A 20,043-nucleotide genomic window follows, 5' to 3' on the forward strand; every position below is an offset into this window, starting at 1 on the left:
TAAGGCTGTGCTTTCAAACAATTCCCTGTTGCAAGTTTAAGCGTTTAGCAAGGAGATGAACATGCTGATTCTGACCCGTCGTGTCGGAGAAACATTAATGATTGGGGATCAAGTCAGTGTCACTGTGCTTGGCGTAAAAGGCAATCAGGTGCGTATTGGTGTAAATGCTCCTAAAGAAGTTTCTGTGCATCGTGAGGAAATTTACCAACGTATCCAACATGAACGTGCCATGCATGAGCATTTACAACATCTTGATCAAGATTATCAAGTTTCCTATGAAGAAGATAATAACGATTTTGCTCGACATAATAACTTTAATCGTTAATACGCAGAATTCTTCTCCAATAATTAAAGCGACTCATATTAGTCGCTTTAATTATGTTTAGGATAGATATTTTATACCCTATTATAAACCCAGTGCTTTTTTTACGGGTGCATAACTACGTCGATGCTCATAAATAACGCCATGTGCAGCAATTGCATCAAAATGAGCCTTGGTTGGATAGCCTTTATGTTTGGCAAACCCAAAATCAGGGTAGATTAAATCCAGAGCCTGCATTTGTCGGTCACGTGTCACTTTCGCTAAAATACTGGCGGCACTGATTTCAGCATGACTAGCATCTCCCCCAACAATAGCCTCACATGCAATGCTAATGCCCTTTGGAATTTGATTACCATCCACAATGACTTTTTCTGGCTGAACGTTCAAGCTTTCGACCGCACGGCGCATGGCAAGAAATGTTGCCTGTAAGATATTCAACTCATCAATTTCAGCATGTGTTGCCTCAGCAATTGACCAGGCCAGCGCTTTTTCCTGAATCTCGATAAAGAGTTTTTCACGCTTCTTTTCAGTCAGTTTCTTGGAATCATTCAGGCCCACAATGGGATTGTCTGGATCTAAAATGACCGCGGCCGCCACAACAGAACCAACCAGTGGGCCTCTTCCAGCTTCATCTACACCTGCTATTTTCATCTTTATCTCACAAAAGGCTGATCTCTCAGCCTAGTCTCTTATTGCACTCGTTTCAGTGTTTCAGCAACACAGGCGTTCACGGTTTGTGAAACCACCTGATTGACAATTGTTGCGCGTGCGGATGGATCAATGGCAGCAGTTGCAAGCTCAACAGCAGTTACACTATTCGGTGCCTTGTCACTGACACAGCCACAGACATTGGTTTGGATATTGTCACGCTGGTCCGCAGTCATATAACGTGTTGCGGTTTTCCATGCAGGCAATGTATTGATCTCATTCAGGCATTTCGCATTTACGGCGATTTTAAGCGCGGCCATACCCAACTGCTGTGAAGTTGTGGTTACTGGACTGGCTCCATTTGGGGCAACACATCCAGATAGCGCTAAAACAAGGGGAGCAGCAATCAATAATAACTTTTTCACGATTCTTACCTGTATCTTAATTTTGTCAGGCGTATTGTGCCTAAATGGCTTATTTTATGAAATAACACATCGCCATCTTTACATCATATAACAATGACAGATTCGGGTTTGATTAAGACTGTTGCACACATAAAACGCTCCATTACAACGATGCTGTATGAGACAGAAAAAGCCCTATTTAAAATCAGTTCATTTCAAACAGCCAGGATGTTGCAATGTCAAACTCAGCACAGTGTTATACCCGCACAGCACAAGTGTTGCAATTGCTGAACACATTCTGGCAGCCATTAAACATCATGTGACTGATAAGGATAATGTTTTGCTGAGTATGTTGAGACAGCCGAAATAAAATAACAACCATAAAAAAACCGCTTCACGCGGTTTTTTAAACTTAAATCTTTTTAATCTCTGCAATCCATTTCTGCTTTTCCTGATCAGAAATAAATGAAGCCTCAAAAGAGTTGGTTGCAAGCTGCTTTAACTCTTCATTGCTTAAATCCAAAGCTTGCTGGATGGCAATAAAATTATCATTCATATAACCACCAAATTGACATCCTCCCCGACCTAAAGGACGGGGATTCCTACTGCTAGATGGCAATGTCCTGCCACGAAACAGATACTATAGTTCTCTGCTTCTTATTCCAATGTAGTCCTACCTTTCGGATTGCAAAGAGTGCACGGATTACAATGGGGAAAACTGTTTTTTTCGTGTTGTATCAGTCTGCTGACTAAAAATATACAACGTAATTATCATAGCACATGGATTACTAGATTCAAATGTTTTTAGCAATCCTAGCTAATCCCCACAAGGGGGACTAGCGGATTGCAGCCTTATATCCTCGGGCTAAACCCCGAGGTTTTACGGCTATTCGGATAAGATGGATCATCTGAATTGACTGTGACATGTACACCCTGCTGCAACAAACGGCGAATATTATGCTCTTTCATGTCATTCACCACACACAGCTTTAAGTTGCTGAGTGGACAAACCGTTAACGGCATTTTCTCTGCAATCAGGCGGGCCATGAGTTGCTTATCTTCCTCTGAGCGCACACCATGATCAATACGGTTCACTTTCAATAAATCCAGCGCTTCCCAGACATATTCAGGTGGCCCTTCTTCCCCTGCATGCGCCACAATCAGGAACCCTGCTTCACGGGCCTTGGCAAAGACACGTTCAAACTTCGCAGGTGGATGACCCACCTCACTTGAGTCCAGACCAACCGCAATAATTTCATCTTTGAATGGCAATGCCTGCTCAAGAGTTTCAAACGCTTTTTCTTCGCTTAAATGACGCAGGAAACACATGATCAGTTGAGAACTAATCCCCAGCTTTTGCTGTGCATCCTGACAGGCACGTTTTAAGCCCGCAATCACCGTGGCAAATTCCACCCCACGCTCAGTATGTGTTTGAGGATCGAAGAACATTTCAGTATGTACCACTTTATCTTCAGCACATTTCTCAAAGTACGCCCACGCAAGGTCATAAAAATCTTGCTCATGTACCAGTACATTGGCACCTGCGTAGTAGATATCCAAGAAAGACTGAAGATTATGGAAGTTATAGGCCTGCTTCACTTCTTCAACAGATTGATATGGAATCTGAATCTGGTTGCGTTGTGCAATGGCAAACATCAACTCTGGTTCAAATGTCCCTTCAATATGCACATGCAATTCAGCTTTTGGTAAAGCCTGTATCAGTTCAATTGCATTCATCATTTTTCTCCAAAGAAAAAAGGATGTCGCCAGCCATAACGACATCCTTTTATTGATTGATATGTTAACCGCCAAAGGCAATAAACTTAAATACCCAAAGTGCTGCAATAATCCAAACCATATAGGGAACGGTCTTTGCCTTGCCCGTGAATAATTTAACCAGCGCGTAGCTGATAAAGCCCATTGCGATACCATCTGCAATTGAGTAGGTAAATGGCATAAATACGATGGTTAAAAAGGCAGGAACCGCTTCGGTAATATCTTCCCAGTCAATATGGGTGATGCCCTGAATCATCAACACGCCAATGAACAGCAATGCAGGTGCCGTCGCAAAGCCAGGTACTGACTGCGCCAAGGGTGCCAAAAATAAACAGCCAATGAACAATAGGGCAACCACAACTGCTGTTAAACCTGTACGCCCACCTGCCGCAACTCCAGAAGCAGATTCAATATAAGGTGTGGTGGATGATGTACCCAAGGCCGCACCCGCAACAATTGCGGTTGAGTCTGCGAACAAGGCCTTTTTCAAACGCGGTAATTTTCCATCCTGCAACAAACCAGCACGATGTGACACGCCAACCAATGTTCCCGTACTGTCAAACAGGTCGACAATAAAGAATACAAAAATCACGCCTACCATACTTGCGGTGAACAGGCCCTCAAAATCCATTTGCATAAATGTCGGTGCAATGGATGGAACCTGTCCAACAACACCCTTGAACTCGTTTAGGCCCAAGGCTGTCGCAATTCCAGTAATCACCAGAATACTGATGATGATGGCACCACGCACCTTAAACTGATGCAAAACCACAATCATCAGGAAGCCAAACAGCGCAAGCAATACCGCTGGCTGCTTGATGTCACCCAAGCCAACCAGAGTCGCAGGGTTATCCACAATAATTCCTGCATTTTTAAGCGCAATCAAGGCAAGGAATAAACCGATACCGCCCCCGATGGCAAACTTTAGTGACATTGGAATGGCATTGACAATCGCTTCACGGATTTTAAAGAAGCTAATCGCTAAAAACACAATTCCCGAAACAAAGACCGCCGCAAGTGCGGTTTGCCACGGCACTCCCATTCCCAAGCAGACAGAATAGGTAAAATAGGCATTCAGGCCCATCCCAGGTGCAAGTGCAATTGGATAATTCGCAACAAGCCCCATAACCAAACAGCCGATTGCGGCAGCCAGACAGGTCGCAACAAACACGGCACCATGATCCATACCCGTTTCAGACAAGATAAGTGGGTTTACAATAATGATGTAACACATGGTCAAAAATGTGGTTACACCTGCTAGAACTTCGGTTCTAAAGCTGGTTTTATTTTCGCTCAGTTTAAATAAGCGTTCCAACAAACCAGCCGAAGCATGAGGCGTTGTCATAACATGGCACCTGTAAAATCCAAGATCGTAGAATTGAAATCTATACGCTTGTGTTGAAACATTTTTTCAATGGACACAAAACGGCATATCATGCGATATAGCAATCTATATGCCAGTTTCATACCTGTTACTAAAACAATCTATATAAAATTCGATTCCGCTATCAGAACGTAAAAAGCCGCATAACAAGATGCAGCTTTTTATTTAATGGTAAATATTTTAGCAGATTCCATAAAAAACTGGCGCATGGCCAGATAAAAAAGCACATGGATTCCTGAGTTCAAAAAACATCAGGCACCTCACCTGCCGCATCATCATAGAACTCTATCCTTAGTTAGGGTTTTTTGAGGAGGAAATATGGGTGGAATTTACATAATTAGTGTTATGCTGGATTGTATTCAAGCTATGTTCAGCATCATTCACAATTTTAGTAATTTCCTGGCGTTTCTTGTTTTTGGAATCTACATAGGAAGCATATCCTAAAATAAGGACTGAACAGACCATAACCAGTGCAAGTAATATCTTCATTGTTATTATCTCTATTGTATGGTTTTGTTTAATACCAATAAAAAGGAACAAAATGATAAATTTTTAACATTTAATAATGACAAAATAAAAACAAGTCACAATTATATGATCATTTAAATATTAATTTTGTACATTTTCCACCCACTTAGATACTAGAATATTCCATTTTTTAAATCAATGACTTTTTATATTATTCAATAAGGATAGATATAAAATATTTTTAAAAATTTACCAAAATTTTTATTTTTAAACACTTTATCAGGGCTTTAATTGATACAAAAAAGCATCTTTGTACAGGCGAAGATGCTGAACTTTTATTGGCAGAACCTACAGTTTTTTTAGAATTGATAGTTTAATCGAACCAGGAAACTACGTGGTGTCCGAGGCATGGACTCAGAACGCCAATATTGTCTGTTGCCGAGGTGGTTTAAAACGGCTAGAAGCACCCTTTATTCTTTTATGCCCTGTTACAACATCTACAGAGTTAAAGCCCTCTATGTGTCAGATGGCTCACTCTATTGTGCTTCCTCGTTAAATGAATAAAAAAATAATCTCAAATTCAAGCTATTACAGCACAGATATTCGATTTTTCTACACAATTTTACATTAGTCTATATTCAAAATAATTTGATCATCAATGTTTGGGGTAATTTTAATGAAGCATCCATTCCGCTATGGAAAGCTGACCGTACTCAGCTCGGCTTTACTCAGCCTAACTTCTTCAGTTTTAGCAAATGATGTTGAATCCACCACAGCGCCAGCCCCATCTCCTGCCGAACAGACAGCACAGGTGCTCCCTACACTGTCATTCAAGGCATCGGCGGAACCACAAAAACCAAAAGATGATGATATCAGTGCAGTACCTAAAACCATCATCACCCGTGATGAAATGCTCCAGTATGGCGACCAGACGGTTATGGATGCCTTGCGTCGTGCTGCTGGTTTCCAGTTACCAGGTGGCCCAGGCCCACGTGGCGGAAATGGTGCTTCTGGCATGCGTTTCCGTGGTGGTGGCGCACCGACATTCCTGATCAATGGTGAAGCTGTGCAAGGTGGTCCACGTGGTGGCATGTCCATTGTTGACACCATTACCCCCGACATGATTGAACGAATTGAGGTGGTCAAGCAGCCAAGTGTTGCACAGGCATCTGTAGCCTCTTCCGCAGTCATCAACATTATTTTAAAGGAACCGCTGGATACCCGTTTAAATGGTTCAGTAAAGCTCGGCTATGGTTTACGCGATAGTGGCAAGCAGGAAGCCGAACGCAAACAGGTCAGCGTACAAGCCGATGGTCGTGACAATCAGTGGATCTACAGCCTGTCTGCCAACCAGATGTGGAATGACACCACCTCCATTACCAAGATGGAAACAGCCGCAGGCACACGTGAACAGCTACGCACCACCAACCGTACCAGCCAAATGTTCTCCCCTCGTCTGCAATATGAACTGGATGACCAGCAAAAACTGATTGCTGAACTGTTTTATCGCAATAATAAAAGCACAGGGGTACGTGGCGACCAGATTCAGGATGATAAAAATGACAGTATTCGCCTGAATACACGTTATGAGCGCAAGGATAAAGACCTCAGTGACAAGGTTCGCTTAACAGTTGAACATCAGACTGAAACGCAATTGACTCGCTCTCCACTCAACAGCATTTATACTGATGAAACCGTGGACGAATATGGTTTGGCCTATGATGGTGTGCGTAAGTTTGACCAAACCCGCCAGATTAAGTTTGGGGTCAGTGCCAACAACAGTCAGTTGGGCAGCAATGTCAGCCAAAGTCTGGATGAACAACGCTATGCCCTCTACAGTGAGGGAAGCTGGCGCTTTACTGACCGCCAGACTGTCACCTTGGGTGCGCGTCAGGAATGGCTGGACCGTTCAGGTCTGGTGGATTATCAGGACCATCATTTAAGTCCTGTACTTGCCTATCGTTTTGACCTCACCAACCAATGGTCGATTCAAACCAATTTAAGTCAGGCGTTCCGCAGTCCAAATACTGATCGACTGATTCCAAACGTAACGGTTTCAACAGACAGCGATGCGGGTTCACTCAATAATCCTGACCGTGGGGGTAATCCAAACCTAAAACCTGAAAAGATCAAGGCATTTGAGTCAACCCTGGCATTTGATTCTGCCAGTGGTGGCGTGAACTTAACCGCCTATCACCGTGAAATCAAGGACTATATTGAACGGGTAATTGCCCTTGAGGGTAGCCGTTATGTTGAACGCCCACAAAACCAGAATGAAGCCACCACCTACGGTGTGGAGTTCTCTGGCCGTTATGCACTGAAACAGACTGAAGCTGGACATGCCTTTATGCTCAATGGGCAAGTCTCAACCGTACGTGCAACCATTGAAGATGCCCAGCACAATGACCGTCTGGTGAGTGATGTTGCACCTTATACCGCGAGTTCAGGCATTTCATACAGCTACAAGCCTTGGCAGCTTTCCACCAGCATCAATGTTAATTACACGCCTGAATTTACCCGTGCCCTGGTTGGCCAGCCTTATAACCGTACCACCAACCAGCGTTTCAATGTGGACATTGCGGCAACCAAACGCTTTGCCAAAAACTGGTCAGCCAGCCTAAACCTGAACAACATTTTAAGCACTGACTATAAAGAGCGTTTAACCAACCAGTCTGATGGCAGCCTTTATCAGGCCCGTAACAACGAAGCCATTCCAAGTTTACAGTTTACAGTTGAAAAGAAATTTTAATCTGCCCCTTATACAAAAAGCCAGTAAGTTCACTTACTGGCTTTTTTTCTCGATCATTTTTTCTATTTAATAAACATCCCGTTGATAACGCAGCTCATGCTTCAACTGTTCCACCAGCTCATCACCTAGAATTTCTTTTAGGACTTGATCCACGCCACCAGCCATACCATTCAAGCTACCGCAAACATAAACTGCCGCACCTTGTTTGATCCATTGTTTTAAACGCGTAGACTGCTGTTTTAGAATATCCTGCACATAGATTTTTTCAGCCTGATCACGTGAGAACGCATAGTCAACATGCTGTAAAAAGCCATGCTGTTGCCAATACTGAATTTCCGCATGATATAAATGGTCAAACTGCCGCTGTCTTTCCCCAAAGATCAGCCAGTTTTGCCCATAGCCCCATTGTTCCCGTTGCTTTAAATGCGCAACCAGACCTGCAATCCCTGTCCCATTGCCAATCAGGATTAAAGGTTGTGGATGATGTTGTAGACGAAAGCTTGGGTTATCGCGTATATAAGCCTGAATAGGCTGGTTGTGCTGCAAACCTGCCGTCAACCAGCCAGAACCCAGTCCAAGACCTGTTTCCGTCTGTTGTTGTCTCACCACCAGCTCAATCAAGCCATTTTCAGGTAAGCTGGCAATTGAATACTCACGCTTGGGTAATCGATCAAAATGTTCTAGCCATGCGGCAAATGAATGATGTTCACGATTTGGCAATTGTCTTAAATTCAGTGTTTTTAATGCATCTATATCATTAAAATCATCCTGCTGATGCGCAACCAGAAACTGTTGAATCTCAGTGGCACTATTTTCACACTGAATTTCCAGAATATCGCCTGATGACCAAACCAGTTCCTGCTCAGCAACCAACTGAATCTTATAAATTGGTTCGCCAGCACTACCCACATTTAGACACTGACGATGGGCAAACTTGAGTTCAATAGTTTCCCGTTCATTGTCCAGTGCTGTCAGCCTCATTGCCGTCAACTGTTCCAGAGCTGTTAGCCATTGTTCCAGATCACGGCTATTGAGCTGATCTACCAGAACTGTGGAAAATAAAGGCTGGGCTTTTTGCTGTAAAAGCCATTGTTCAATGCTTTGCCCAAACTGGCAGAAGTTTGTATAGCGTTTATCACCTAACGCAAGGATTGCGAAAGACAAATGTGATAAATCTAAAGGCTGTGACAATATTTTATGCACAAAATGCTGGGCATCATCAGGTGCATCACCCTCACCATAGGTACTAACCACCCACAAAATCCGTTGATACTGGATCAAGTCAGTGGCTGTCAGTTTTTGAATGTTCTTGAGCGTGACCTGCTGATGAATAAGCTGTAATTGCTCAGTGGTATGCTTTGCCCAGGATTCAGCATGACCTGACTGGCTGGCATAAACCACTAAATAGGCATGATCATCCTGAACCTCTGACTTATTGCCATTACGTTGCTGCCATAACAGCCATACGATGATAAAAATATGCAGACTCAATAATATTGCGAGTATCACAATAATTGTCATGACAGCTTGAGTCATTGTTTCACCTTAGATGGCAGACCAAATAAGCAGAATGATTGCGAATAAACTGCATGCGGTTAACAGTAAATGTGTGACCAAACGCGTTTTAATGGTCAGGAAAAGGATATAACCTGCCAACGATAACAGGATGATGATGATGGCACTGACATCAATCAACCAGCTCCAGGCTGTACCTACATTTTTGCCACGGTGCAGATCATTGAGTAGGGATACTGTGGTTGCAGGTTTTTGCGTGATCTCAACCTCACCTGTATCGAGCAACGCCCACACATCGGTTGAGCCTGCTGGACTTTCCAGACGAATCATTACCTCACCATCCAGTATCTCACTACTCTTATAGCGACCAACCAGCGAATGTTTTTCACGTACATAGTCAAGGATAGTTTGACTGGGGTTTTCCTGCTGTTGAACGGTCTCAACAAAACTTTCAGGCAAGTCAAGCTTGACTGTCTGTTCCTGATTAGAGGTGCTAAACCATTCAGGATGGTTCAGTAACAACCCTGTGGCGGAGAAGAAAAGCAGGACAATAAAGGCAAAGGCAGAAAGCCAGCCATGCACATAACGTGCATGGCGGTAAAAATCACGGCGTTGATACAAGAGACAAGCCTCTCATGGATTCAGGAAGGAATTAAATTAAGCACCACGTTGGAACTTTAATTTAACAATACCAATTTCTGCCTGCGCAGGAAGCGTTTGGGTGGCGGTTTTTGGTGCAACATCCAACTCAATGGTTTGATAAGAGTGGTCACCATGCTCACGTGAGGTTTCGATATGAATCAGATATTTACCCGCATTCACAGCCTTGCCCTGTTCATCCTTGCCATCCCAGGCCAATTTATATTGACCAGGTTGACGTGAGGGCTTCGCCACTGCATCCAGGTTCGGCATTTGACGGCCATAACGGCGCCACCAAACATAGTTGGAGTTGATCCATTTTTCATCCTTACCCCAAACCGCAATGGTACGGACCAGTTTTTTATTGGCATCTGTCACCCATACCGATACATACGGCGCACGATAGTTGTCTACCGCAATTTTTGGAATATTGACTTCAATCTGTGCCTGATAGCCTTTTGGCCATGCGGTTGCCGCTCCACCTGCCGCAACATGGCGCATGATGGCTGGCTGATTGGCATCTAACAGTGTTGACCAGCCCGAACTTTGATACTGTATACCATCCGTGCTGACCAGTTGCGCCTCATATCCCACCAGTTGTTCAATCAACTGAATTCCCTCATGTGCAGGCATTGCAGTTAAAGCGGTTGCCAAGGCATCGGCATCAGCGGCGCATTGCCCCACAACCACACACTGTTCCACTGTTTGCACAGGCTGACCTGTCTGCGGGTTAAGTAGATGAGATTGTCCCGCAAGATCACGATAACCCTGACCACTAAATGCCACAGCCTGATCCTTAACATTGAGAACCTGTGCTGGTGCGGCATTATCAAAACGTTCATTTGGATTCTGGATACCAATTTTCCAGCCTGCCTGTTGTGGAGATTGTCCCCAAACACGCATATCACCACCAATATCAATCAGGATACCCTGCAAATGTGGAACAGCCTGCTGCGCCGCAACCAAGGCACGGTCAATCACATAGCCTTTTGCATAGGCATCTGGAGCCACCTTAATGGCTGGAGCCAGCGTAATTTGTTTGGTCTGTGGATTTAGCTCAATACTTTGTGTTTTTAGCTGTTGTAGTAGTGCTTCCTGCGTCTGGTCATCTAGCTTTTGCACCTGATTGCTGTTTTCCCACAGGCTGATCAGTTGACCTAAACGTGCGTCAAAGCCACCACAGGTTGCACTGCGCCATTGCTCACAGGCTGCAATCACATCATACAGCTCTGATGAAGCCGAAATCTTTTGTTCACGGTTCAGTTGGCTAATTTCACTGTCATCACGCCAAACCGATAAAATCTGGTCAAGTCGGGCAATTTCAGTCTGGATTGCCTCTAAGGCCTTTTCCGCATCTTTCTGGTTTGCTGTGGTGACCACAACATCTAAAGAGGTTCCTAAAACATGGTCCTGATGAAAACGATAGCTTGGTAACTGAACAGGTGCTTCCAGCTTATTTATAGTTGTGGTTGTTTCGTCTGCTTGAACTGCCGTGATTGGCGAGATAAATACAGCCAAGGCTGCCATCAACGGTGATAAACGGAAGATTATCTGAACTGGGCGAAAAAGTTGAGTTGATGACATACGCAGGGTTCCATTCTCTAGGATTTGCCTAAATCAACGTACTGGAAAGATTTATGGCAAATGACTAACTTTATCTGAATTCCTGTTCAGGTTCACTATTTAAGGCCATGCAAAGAAATAATGCTGATTTTTAAGTAAAATCAATAATTTCCTCACAGTTTTAAATAATCATAAACAGGCGAAATATTTTTAAGTCAGAATGCCTGAGCAGGCGGCGCAATGACTAAAAATTTATCGAAATAATATTGCAACTGATACTCGTTATCAAGTAAATTGTAGCAATTCTTTTGCATCTTGTTTAATTATTTAGGAATTCTTTCTATGCGCCATTTGCTTAGTCTTGCCTTACTTACTGCCCTGCCGACCCTTGGCTTTGCCCATACCGCCAGCCCTTTTTTATTACCAGAAGTATTTGACAGCAAATCTGACAATGTAAGTTTCCAAAGCGGAATTACTGTAGAAAAATTTTTCGTGGCAAGCCGTAACTTTAAAACTACTTACCAAGTCACAGCACCAGATGGCAAAACGGAAACCATTAACCCAGCAGCAGAGTTAAAAAAATTCAACATTGGTGAATTTAACCTGTCGACTGAAGGGACTTACCGTATTCGTACTCAGGATGCGGCAGGGATGCCAAGCAAATATGCCCTGATTGATGGCCGTTGGTTACGTGTTCGCGCACCCCGTCCTGCAAATATGAATGCAATGCCACCACAGGCTGCCAACCCAGAGAAGCGGGACAATCCAGAACAAAAGGCACCTCAGCAGGCGCCAGCAAATCAGCCACCACGCTTCATTGCTGAAGACCAGATTCCAGCCAATGCGAAAACGGCACAAACCATCAATACCTATATTGCTGAAAGTTTTGTGACCAAGGGCAAGCCTAGTCCTGTTCCAGCAGTGACCAATAAAGGTTTTGAGTTCAAGTTTCTAACCCATCCAAATGAGCTATATGCTGGCGAATCATTGAAAGCACAGGTTTTGCTTGATGGCAAACCAGTTCCAAACCTTGAGGTTGATGTATTTAAAGGTGCGGACAGCTATCAGCCAAATGCCAAACGCGAGCAGCCGCATGTAAAAACCAATGCAAAAGGTGAAGTTGAGGTTAAATTCAATGAAGCAGGTATTTACTTAATCACGGCAACTTATCCAGAAGCTGGTAATGACAATACCAAGCCACCTGTTGCCCAAAGCTATACCTACAGCGTTACTGTTGAAGTGACTGAATAACTAATTCAGGCACTTACATCTTGCTAAGTGCCTTTAATTCTCCTGCCCCATTACAAGCAGTTCAGTTTTTCACTTTTATATGCATGTCAATGTTAATGGGAGCTAGTTTTCGACAACAAATTCAGGACAAGAACGCCGCTCATAATCAATGCAATGCCAATAATTCCCCACACATCCAGTTTCTGGCCAAATACAATCCACGCTATTGTCGTCACCAGAACAATACCTACCCCTGACCAAATGGCATAGGCAATCCCAACAGGAATAGTTTTGAGTGTAAGTGACAGGCAATAAAATGCAATGATATAGCCCAGTACCACAACGACGGAGGCAATCGGTTTGCTAAAACCCTCACTACTTTTTAAAGCTGAGGTTGCAATGACTTCCGCTATAATTGCAACACATAAAAATATCCAGTTTTTCATCTAAATATATCCAAGCCGCCTACTAAAGCTTTAAATAAGCCAATAAAAAAACACCCTTTTGATTAAAGGGTGTTTTCAATATCAATATTATATCCCAAAAGTTAGGCTGACTTTTTCGCCATATTGTTTTTACGGATTGTAATCATCACCAACTGAACCGCGGCAGGTGTTACGCCAGGAATACGACTGGCCTGTGCCAAAGTCTCTGGACGTACGGTTTTCAACTTCTGTGTGATTTCACGTGACAGACCTGAAACAACGTCATAGTCAAAGTCAGCAGGAATTCGGGTTTCCTCAAGGCGCTTCATCTGTGCAACATCATCATGCTGACGGTTAATATAACCCTCATACTTCACCGCAATCTCGATCTGTTCACCCACCTGCTCAGACACTTCCGAACCCGTTAACTCTGCAATTTGACTGAAATTGATATTTGGACGTTTCAACAAATCAATCGCACTACATTCCTTGCTCAGGTCAGCACCCGTCATTTCAACGAATTTTTTACCCATTGGATTATTTGGTGCAGCCCATAGATGCTGCAAACGGGAAGTTTCACGCTCAACCGCTTCCATTTTCTCGCTATAGGCAGCCCAACGTTCATCATCTACCAAACCAAGCTCACGGCCAATAGACGTTAAACGTTGATCGGCATTATCCTCACGCAACATCAAACGATATTCAGCACGAGAGGTAAACATACGGTACGGTTCTTTAGTTCCCAACGTAATCAGGTCATCCACCAACACGCCCATATAGGCTTGGTCACGTTTCGGTGTCCACTCTTCCTGTTCCCACGCACGGCGTGCAGCATTCAGACCAGCAAGCAGACCTTGTGCGCCTGCTTCCTCATATCCTGTTGTACCATTAATCTGACCAGCAAAATACAGGTTTTGAATGGCTTTAGTTTCAAGCGTGAACTTCAATGCCTGTGGATTGAAGTAGTCATATTCAATCGCATAGCCAGGACGCAAAATGTGCGCATTTTCCATACCACGAATTGAACGAACCAAGTTGAACTGAACATCAAACGGCAATGAAGTCGAAATACCATTTGGATAAAGCTCATGGGTATCCAAACCTTCAGGTTCCAGAAATACCTGATGTGAGTCTTTATCAGCAAAACGGTGAATTTTATCTTCAATTGATGGACAATAACGCGGGCCAACACCCTCAATCACACCTGTATACATCGGTGAACGGTCTAGACCACCACGAATAATATCATGAGTTTTTTCACTGGTATGCGTGATATAGCAATTCACCTGTTCAGGGTGCATCGACACATCACCCATAAATGACATCACTGGCGATGGGAAATCACCTGGTTGAGGTGTCATGACCGAAAAATCAACGCTACGAGCATCAATACGGGGCGGTGTCCCTGTTTTTAGGCGACCCACTGGAAGTTTAAGTTCACGTAGGCGATGTGCCAAAGCAATCGATGGAGGATCGCCCGCACGGCCACCACTTGAGTTTTGCAAACCAATATGGATCACGCCACCAAGGAAAGTTCCTGTTGTAAGCACTACCGTTTTGGTATCAAAACGGATACCCATCTGTGTCACGACACCTTTTACGCTATCTCCCTCAACAATCAGGTCATCCGCCGCTTGCTGGAAAATATCAAGGTTTGCCTGATTTTCCAGCGTATGACGAATTGCAGCCTTATAACGGACACGGTCAGCCTGTGCACGTGTTGCACGTACAGCCGCACCCTTGCGCGAGTTAAGAATACGGAACTGAATACCACCTTTATCCGCCGCAAGCGCCATTGCGCCCCCAAGCGCATCAATCTCACGAACAAGATGTGATTTACCAATACCACCAATCGCTGGATTACAGCTCATCTGCCCCAAAGTTTCAATATTATGCGTCAACAATAAGGTTTGTCGTCCCATACGCGCCGCAGCCAGTGCCGCTTCCGTACCAGCGTGACCGCCACCAATCACGATAACGTCGTAAACTTTAGGATAGTGCATAGTGGTAAATGTGTATTCAAAAAATGACAGAGTATTATACAGGATTTTTCATATTAAGTTGACAAAAACTGTCGATATTCTTGCCGCTTGCAAGAATTAGATATCGCTGTTGAATACACAAAAAGAAACGTTATGTTGCATTTTCATCCCACTTTTAACACATCGCCCCATAATTACTAACTTGATCACCACTGTTTTATTTGATGAATTTCTTATTCTAAAACATGCATAACAAATACTCAGGACAATGATATGAACACGAAGCTTATACTTTCATCACTGATTTGTGGTCTGTGTTTTACCGTTGCAGCCCAGGCAAATGCCAAAACCACTCAGGACCCACAAACACAGAAGTATCAACAGGTATGTAAAGGTAAAAAACAGGGTGATGCCGTTTCATTTGCCTATAAAGGTGTTATTTTCAACGGTGTTTGTGAAAATAATGATGCGGGCAAACTAGCTTTCCAGCCACCTGCTCCGCCAGCAGGCACAATGCCTGAAACCCAGAGCCGCATGTCGCAAACCCAGTCTGAGCCACGTCCTGTCAGTGCCCCTATGCCTGTGGATATTCCTCCAATGCAACCAGCGCCACCTGTTTCAGACTCAGATGTTGAACAGACTGCCCCTTAATTTAAAGCACTAGATTAAAGGATACCCATTTCAGGTATCCTTTAATGAGCTAAAAATATAAAAAACACAATAAAACAAATAGAATTGGCCACAACATATTTGATCTTAAAATTGTAATCTGTTTATTTTATAATCCCTTTAACGGTTTTGAATCCATTACAATAACTGCAAATTCATTAATTTAGGTTTTCCTGTGAACTGGCTACAAATTCATATTACTGTTGATCAACATCAAGTTGAACTTACCGAAACCCTGTTACTCTCTCTGGGAGCGGTCAGCGTAACGCTGGATGATGCAGAAGATCAGTCATTGCTTGAGCCTTTACCAGGAGAAACTCCTCTCTGGAATAAAGTTATTGTAACGGGTATTTATCAACAGGAAGAAGATGATCCAATTGATGTGGATACCTTGGAGGCTTTTCTCAGGGCCCAACTTCCAGATGTGCCAATGCGCCATGAATATCTAGAAAATCAGGTCTGGGAACGTGCCTGGATGGATTACTACGAACCAATTCAGATTGGTGAGAAATACTGGATTGTGCCTGAATGGCTGGAACCACCTGAAGCGGATGCCACTAACATTAAGCTGGACCCAGGTTTAGCGTTTGGTACAGGCAACCACGCCAGTACCTTTTTATGCTTACAGTGGTTGGGCAAAACCGATGTAAAAGATAAAGTTGTAATCGACTATGGCTGTGGCTCAGGCATTTTAGGGGTTGCTGCATTGCTACTGGGTGCAAAAAAGGTTTATGCAACCGATATTGATCCTCAGGCGGTGTTAGCCACCAAACAAAACGCTGAACTGAATGGTGTACTTGATCGACTTTATGTAGGTCTACCAGAAGAGTTTGATCAGGAATTCAAACCACAACAGGCAGACGTCCTGGTTGCGAATATTCTGGCTGCACCGCTCATGGCACTGGCGCCTGAATTCGCAACTTTGCTTAAAAATGAGGGTGAGTTCGCACTTGCTGGTGTAATCGAAGAGCAAGTTGCTGATGTTTCTAGTGTTTACTCTGAGTTTTTTGATATATTAGAGATCGAAAAGCGTGAAGAAAACTGGTGCCGCATTTCTGGAAAACGTAAAACAACAATTTGAGAATATTGTTACTCATGAGTGAAAAACAAACCCGCTGCCCTAAGTGTTCAACCGCGTACAAAGTGACCCTTTCACAACTCAGTGTTGCACAGGGTATGGTTTGTTGTCCAAAATGCGTGATTAACTTTAACGCACTGACGAATTTACTGGAATCCGAGACAAGCGAAGTGGTACCAATACCCAGTAACCGCTCACTATTTTCGTCGATTCAGCCAGACAGTTCATTTGCAGAAAAGCAAATGCAGATTTTAAGTATTTTTGACCAGAAAATTGAAAACTCCAATATTGATCTGCTCACCTATCTTAATAACCTAAATTATTTCAATACAGAGCCAGTGAGCGCCTTGCCTAATTTGAATTTGTCTGAAGATATTTTACTTAATAATCATGATGATCATAGTACCAAACAACATGGGTGGCTTTATTACACACTCTGGGGAATTGGCAATATCGCGCTGATTGTGGTGTTTGCGTTCCAGATTTTATGGTTCAACCCAAAATTGATGCACGATAGCCCTGCCTTAAACAAAATGTTTAACTATGCCTGCGGCATGCTGACCTGCAAAACCCCAAATGACCAATATAAATATCTCAGTTTTGAAAAGGTTAAACTTAAACAAACCAGCAAGAATGAAACCCAGTTCTCAGGGGTGCTGATCAACCGCAACGAGAACAGTATATTGCTCCCTTCCATCAAGGTGGTTCTGAAAGACCAGGGAGAAGTGACAACAGACATTACACTCAAGCCACAGGATTATCTGGTTGACAGTTTAAAAACCATTCAACGCATCCCATCAAATAGCCCTTTTAAGTTTGAATTTAGCATTCCAAAAAGTAAAAATAGCTTCGATGACTATAGTTTAGAAATTGTACAGCCCTAAACGCATAAAAAAATGACAAAAAAATAAAAAAAAGTGCAGTTAATTTGCTCACTTTTTCGCTGACAGTGGTATGATACGCGCCACGAATGCTTTGACCTACATACTCCTCGTTATTTATAGACAATAAAATCGTTAAACAAACTGTGCTTTTATCTGCTAAGCGCACTGTTGGTTTTTTTGTTTTTAAAAATAGGCTGTAACAAATATTTAACCATTGTTGCGCTTATTTTTTACACAAATCGAGGATTTGTGGCAAGCTAATAGTCCCTTTGTTTTAGAGTGATTGTTTTAGGATCTAAAACAGGACTCAGTAATTTAGACCACATTTACCTATCACTTTATCCAAGTGATATTTTGATTTTTCGGATTAACACGCATGAATAGCAAATCTCCTATTTTTACGGCTCAATCTGATGTCGCTCTTCGCATCCACGTAGATCGCGCAGTTCGTCATTATTTTGCACAATTGCAAGGTGAGCAACCATCTCAAGTTTATGACATGGTTTTAGCAGAAATGGAGAAACCTCTTTTATCTGTGGTCTTAGAATACACTCGTGGCAATCAAACGCGCGCTGCTGAGATTTTAGGCCTTAACCGCGGAACTTTACGTAAAAAGTTAAAAGCTCACGGTTTAATGAGTGAATAATTGATAAAATGCTCACGTTCTCGTGGGCATTTTTTTTGCCTTTGTTTTAATCTGTAGACTTCAAACTGTTGACTAAAATCATGACTATCAAACGTGCTTTAATCTCTGTTTCCGACAAAACTGGAATCGTTGAATTTGCTCAAAACCTTGCTGGATTAGGGGTAGAAATCTTATCTACGGGCGGTACTTATAAGTTGCTTAAAGACAACAATATCGCTGTAGTAGAAGTTTCTGAACATACAGGTTTTCCTGAAATGATGGATGGTCGTGTTAAGACACTACATCCAAAAATTCATGGTGGTATCTTGGCGCGTCGCGGTCTAGACGAAGCTGTGATGCAAGAACACAATATCGATGCAATTGATCTTGTCGTAGTAAACCTTTATCCATTTGCAGCTACAGTTGCTAAACCAAACTGCTCTCTTGCAGATGCGATTGAAAATATCGATATCGGCGGTCCAACAATGGTGCGTGCAGCAGCGAAGAACCATGCTTCTGTGGGTATTATTGTAAATGCTTCTGACTATGATTTAGTCGTTGCTGAATTAAAAGATAATGGTGCACTTTCTTACGCGACTCGTTTCGACTTAGCGGTAAAAGCGTTTGAGCACACAGCACAATATGATGGCATGATTGCATCTTATTTAGGAGCACGTGTTGGCAAGGCTGAAGGTGAAGCAGATTTATTCCCTCGCACGTTCAACACCCAACTCAATAAAGCTCAAGATTTGCGTTATGGTGAGAACCCTCATCAAAATGCAGCATTCTATGTTGAAGCAAATGCTAAAGAAGCATCAGTTTCAACTGCCAAACAATTACAAGGCAAAGAATTGTCTTATAACAATATTGCAGATACAGATGCGGCACTTGAGTGTGTTAAATCATTTGCAAAACCTGCTTGTGTCATCGTTAAACATGCAAACCCATGTGGCGTTGCAGTTTCATTAGATGGTATCCATGCGGCTTATGATCTTGCTTATGCAACTGATCCTGAATCTGCGTTTGGTGGCATCATTGCATTCAACCGTGAGCTTGATGTTGCAACGGCTCAGGCAATTGTAGATCGCCAATTCGTTGAAGTGATTATTGCACCAAGCATTGCTGACGGTGTACTTGAAGTTACTGGTGCGAAAAAGAATGTTCGTGTCATGGTGTGTGGTGAACTTCCAGCCATTGATGCACGTACCGCTCAACTTGACTATAAACGCGTGAACGGCGGTTTACTGGTGCAAGATCAAGACTTGGGCATGATCACCAAAGATGACCTTAAGGTTGTGACTAAACGCGCGCCAACTGAACAGGAAATTGATGATCTCATCTTTGCATGGAAAGTTGCAAAATATGTGAAATCAAACGCAATTGTTTATGCCAAAAACCGTCAAACCATTGGTGTAGGTGCAGGTCAGATGAGCCGCGTGAACTCTGCTCGTATTGCTGCGATCAAAGCTGAACATGCTGGCTTAGTGGTTGAAGGTGCGGTCATGGCATCTGATGCATTCTTCCCATTCCGTGATGGTATTGATAATGCGGCTAAAGCTGGCATTAAATGTATTATCCAGCCAGGTGGTTCAATGCGTGACGAAGAAACTATCGCCGCTGCTGACGAGGCAGGTATTGCAATGGTGTTTACGGGTATGCGTCACTTCCGTCATTAATATATC

Annotated in this window: 18 protein-coding genes and 2 pseudogenes; 9 read left to right on the plus strand and 11 right to left on the minus strand. The window is 43.2% G+C overall.

Going from position 1 to position 20,043, the window contains the following annotated elements; translation table 11 throughout:
* The first annotated feature begins 61 nt into the window (after window positions 1-61).
* Window positions 62-325: a carbon storage regulator CsrA gene (csrA, locus tag F988_RS08885; protein ID WP_004676965.1), complete on the plus strand. Its 264-nt coding sequence runs from the start codon at window positions 62-64 to the stop codon at window positions 323-325.
* A gap of 81 nt (window positions 326-406) precedes the next feature.
* Here csrA and rnhB read toward each other — a convergent pair whose 3' ends face one another.
* Both rnhB and F988_RS08895 read right to left on the minus strand, forming a co-directional pair.
* Window positions 407-973 (minus strand): ribonuclease HII, encoded by a 567-nt coding sequence (rnhB, locus tag F988_RS08890; RefSeq protein WP_004682602.1) that lies wholly within the window; start codon window positions 971-973, stop codon window positions 407-409.
* Between the two features lie 38 nt (window positions 974-1,011).
* Entirely contained in the window at window positions 1,012-1,395 is a 384-nt protein-coding gene (locus F988_RS08895; RefSeq protein WP_004682603.1) for a hypothetical protein, read from the minus strand.
* A 262-nt stretch (window positions 1,396-1,657) separates the two neighbouring features.
* Here F988_RS08895 and F988_RS15105 point away from each other — a divergent pair.
* Window positions 1,658-1,744 (plus strand): annotated as a pseudogene (locus F988_RS15105) (cytochrome b); the annotation flags it as partial.
* 42 nt (window positions 1,745-1,786) lie between these two features.
* On the opposite strand, the gene F988_RS08900 reads toward F988_RS15105, so the two are convergent.
* The 4 genes and pseudogenes from F988_RS08900 to F988_RS15445 all read right to left on the minus strand — a co-directional run bounded on the left by F988_RS08900 (window position 1,787) and on the right by F988_RS15445 (window position 5,023).
* The gene (locus F988_RS08900) at window positions 1,787-1,930 is read right to left on the minus strand and encodes an adenosine deaminase (RefSeq protein WP_004682604.1); all 144 of its coding nucleotides are present in this window, start codon (window positions 1,928-1,930) and stop codon (window positions 1,787-1,789) included.
* Between the two features lie 338 nt (window positions 1,931-2,268).
* Window positions 2,269-3,111 (minus strand): annotated as a pseudogene (locus F988_RS08905) (adenosine deaminase); the annotation flags it as partial.
* A gap of 64 nt (window positions 3,112-3,175) precedes the next feature.
* Window positions 3,176-4,495, minus strand: a complete 1,320-nt coding sequence (locus tag F988_RS08910) for an NCS2 family permease (RefSeq protein WP_004682606.1) — start codon at window positions 4,493-4,495, stop codon at window positions 3,176-3,178.
* Between the two features lie 330 nt (window positions 4,496-4,825).
* Window positions 4,826-5,023, minus strand: coding sequence for a hypothetical protein (locus tag F988_RS15445; RefSeq protein WP_004676958.1), 198 nt, complete (start codon window positions 5,021-5,023; stop codon window positions 4,826-4,828).
* 655 nt (window positions 5,024-5,678) lie between these two features.
* Here F988_RS15445 and F988_RS08915 point away from each other — a divergent pair.
* Window positions 5,679-7,751: a TonB-dependent receptor plug domain-containing protein gene (locus F988_RS08915; protein ID WP_167539034.1), complete on the plus strand. Its 2,073-nt coding sequence runs from the start codon at window positions 5,679-5,681 to the stop codon at window positions 7,749-7,751.
* A gap of 66 nt (window positions 7,752-7,817) precedes the next feature.
* On the opposite strand, the gene F988_RS08920 is transcribed toward F988_RS08915, so the two are convergent.
* The 3 genes from F988_RS08920 to F988_RS08930 are packed head-to-tail and all read right to left on the minus strand — an operon-like array spanning window position 7,818 to window position 11,489.
* On the minus strand, window positions 7,818-9,287 hold the full coding sequence (locus F988_RS08920) for a sulfite reductase subunit alpha (RefSeq protein WP_004682608.1): 1,470 nt from the start codon (window positions 9,285-9,287) through the stop codon (window positions 7,818-7,820).
* Between the two features lie 9 nt (window positions 9,288-9,296).
* Window positions 9,297-9,887, minus strand: a complete 591-nt coding sequence (locus tag F988_RS08925) for a PepSY-associated TM helix domain-containing protein (protein ID WP_004682609.1) — start codon at window positions 9,885-9,887, stop codon at window positions 9,297-9,299.
* 36 nt (window positions 9,888-9,923) lie between these two features.
* On the minus strand, window positions 9,924-11,489 hold the full coding sequence (locus tag F988_RS08930; RefSeq protein ID WP_004682610.1) for a DUF2271 domain-containing protein: 1,566 nt from the start codon (window positions 11,487-11,489) through the stop codon (window positions 9,924-9,926).
* Window positions 11,490-11,810: 321 nt separating this feature from the next.
* On the opposite strand from F988_RS08930, the gene F988_RS08935 reads away from it, so the two are divergent.
* The gene (locus F988_RS08935) at window positions 11,811-12,719 is read left to right on the plus strand and encodes a DUF4198 domain-containing protein (RefSeq protein ID WP_004682612.1); all 909 of its coding nucleotides are present in this window, start codon (window positions 11,811-11,813) and stop codon (window positions 12,717-12,719) included.
* A 92-nt stretch (window positions 12,720-12,811) separates the two neighbouring features.
* On the opposite strand, the gene F988_RS08940 is transcribed toward F988_RS08935, so the two are convergent.
* On the minus strand, window positions 12,812-13,144 hold the full coding sequence (locus tag F988_RS08940) for a DMT family transporter (protein WP_004682613.1): 333 nt from the start codon (window positions 13,142-13,144) through the stop codon (window positions 12,812-12,814).
* A gap of 101 nt (window positions 13,145-13,245) precedes the next feature.
* Complete coding sequence (gene mnmG / locus F988_RS08945) at window positions 13,246-15,126, minus strand: tRNA uridine-5-carboxymethylaminomethyl(34) synthesis enzyme MnmG (RefSeq protein ID WP_004682614.1); 1,881 nt, start codon at window positions 15,124-15,126, stop codon at window positions 13,246-13,248.
* A 252-nt stretch (window positions 15,127-15,378) separates the two neighbouring features.
* Here mnmG and F988_RS08950 point away from each other — a divergent pair, with 252 nt between their 5' ends.
* The 5 genes from F988_RS08950 to purH all read left to right on the plus strand — a co-directional run bounded on the left by F988_RS08950 (window position 15,379) and on the right by purH (window position 20,037).
* Complete coding sequence (locus tag F988_RS08950) at window positions 15,379-15,756, plus strand: hypothetical protein (protein WP_004682615.1); 378 nt, start codon at window positions 15,379-15,381, stop codon at window positions 15,754-15,756.
* A 193-nt stretch (window positions 15,757-15,949) separates the two neighbouring features.
* The gene (gene prmA, locus F988_RS08955) at window positions 15,950-16,855 is read left to right on the plus strand and encodes a 50S ribosomal protein L11 methyltransferase (RefSeq protein WP_004682616.1); all 906 of its coding nucleotides are present in this window, start codon (window positions 15,950-15,952) and stop codon (window positions 16,853-16,855) included.
* Between the two features lie 14 nt (window positions 16,856-16,869).
* The gene (locus F988_RS08960) at window positions 16,870-17,736 is read left to right on the plus strand and encodes a DUF3426 domain-containing protein (protein WP_004682617.1); all 867 of its coding nucleotides are present in this window, start codon (window positions 16,870-16,872) and stop codon (window positions 17,734-17,736) included.
* A gap of 376 nt (window positions 17,737-18,112) precedes the next feature.
* Complete coding sequence (gene fis, locus F988_RS08965) at window positions 18,113-18,382, plus strand: DNA-binding transcriptional regulator Fis (RefSeq protein WP_001086304.1); 270 nt, start codon at window positions 18,113-18,115, stop codon at window positions 18,380-18,382.
* 80 nt (window positions 18,383-18,462) lie between these two features.
* Window positions 18,463-20,037 (plus strand): bifunctional phosphoribosylaminoimidazolecarboxamide formyltransferase/IMP cyclohydrolase, encoded by a 1,575-nt coding sequence (purH, locus tag F988_RS08970; protein ID WP_004682618.1) that lies wholly within the window; start codon window positions 18,463-18,465, stop codon window positions 20,035-20,037.
* Window positions 20,038-20,043: the final 6 nt, after the last annotated feature.

This window comes from Acinetobacter parvus DSM 16617 = CIP 108168 (assembly GCF_000368025.1).
Lineage (GTDB): Bacteria > Pseudomonadota > Gammaproteobacteria > Pseudomonadales > Moraxellaceae > Acinetobacter > Acinetobacter parvus.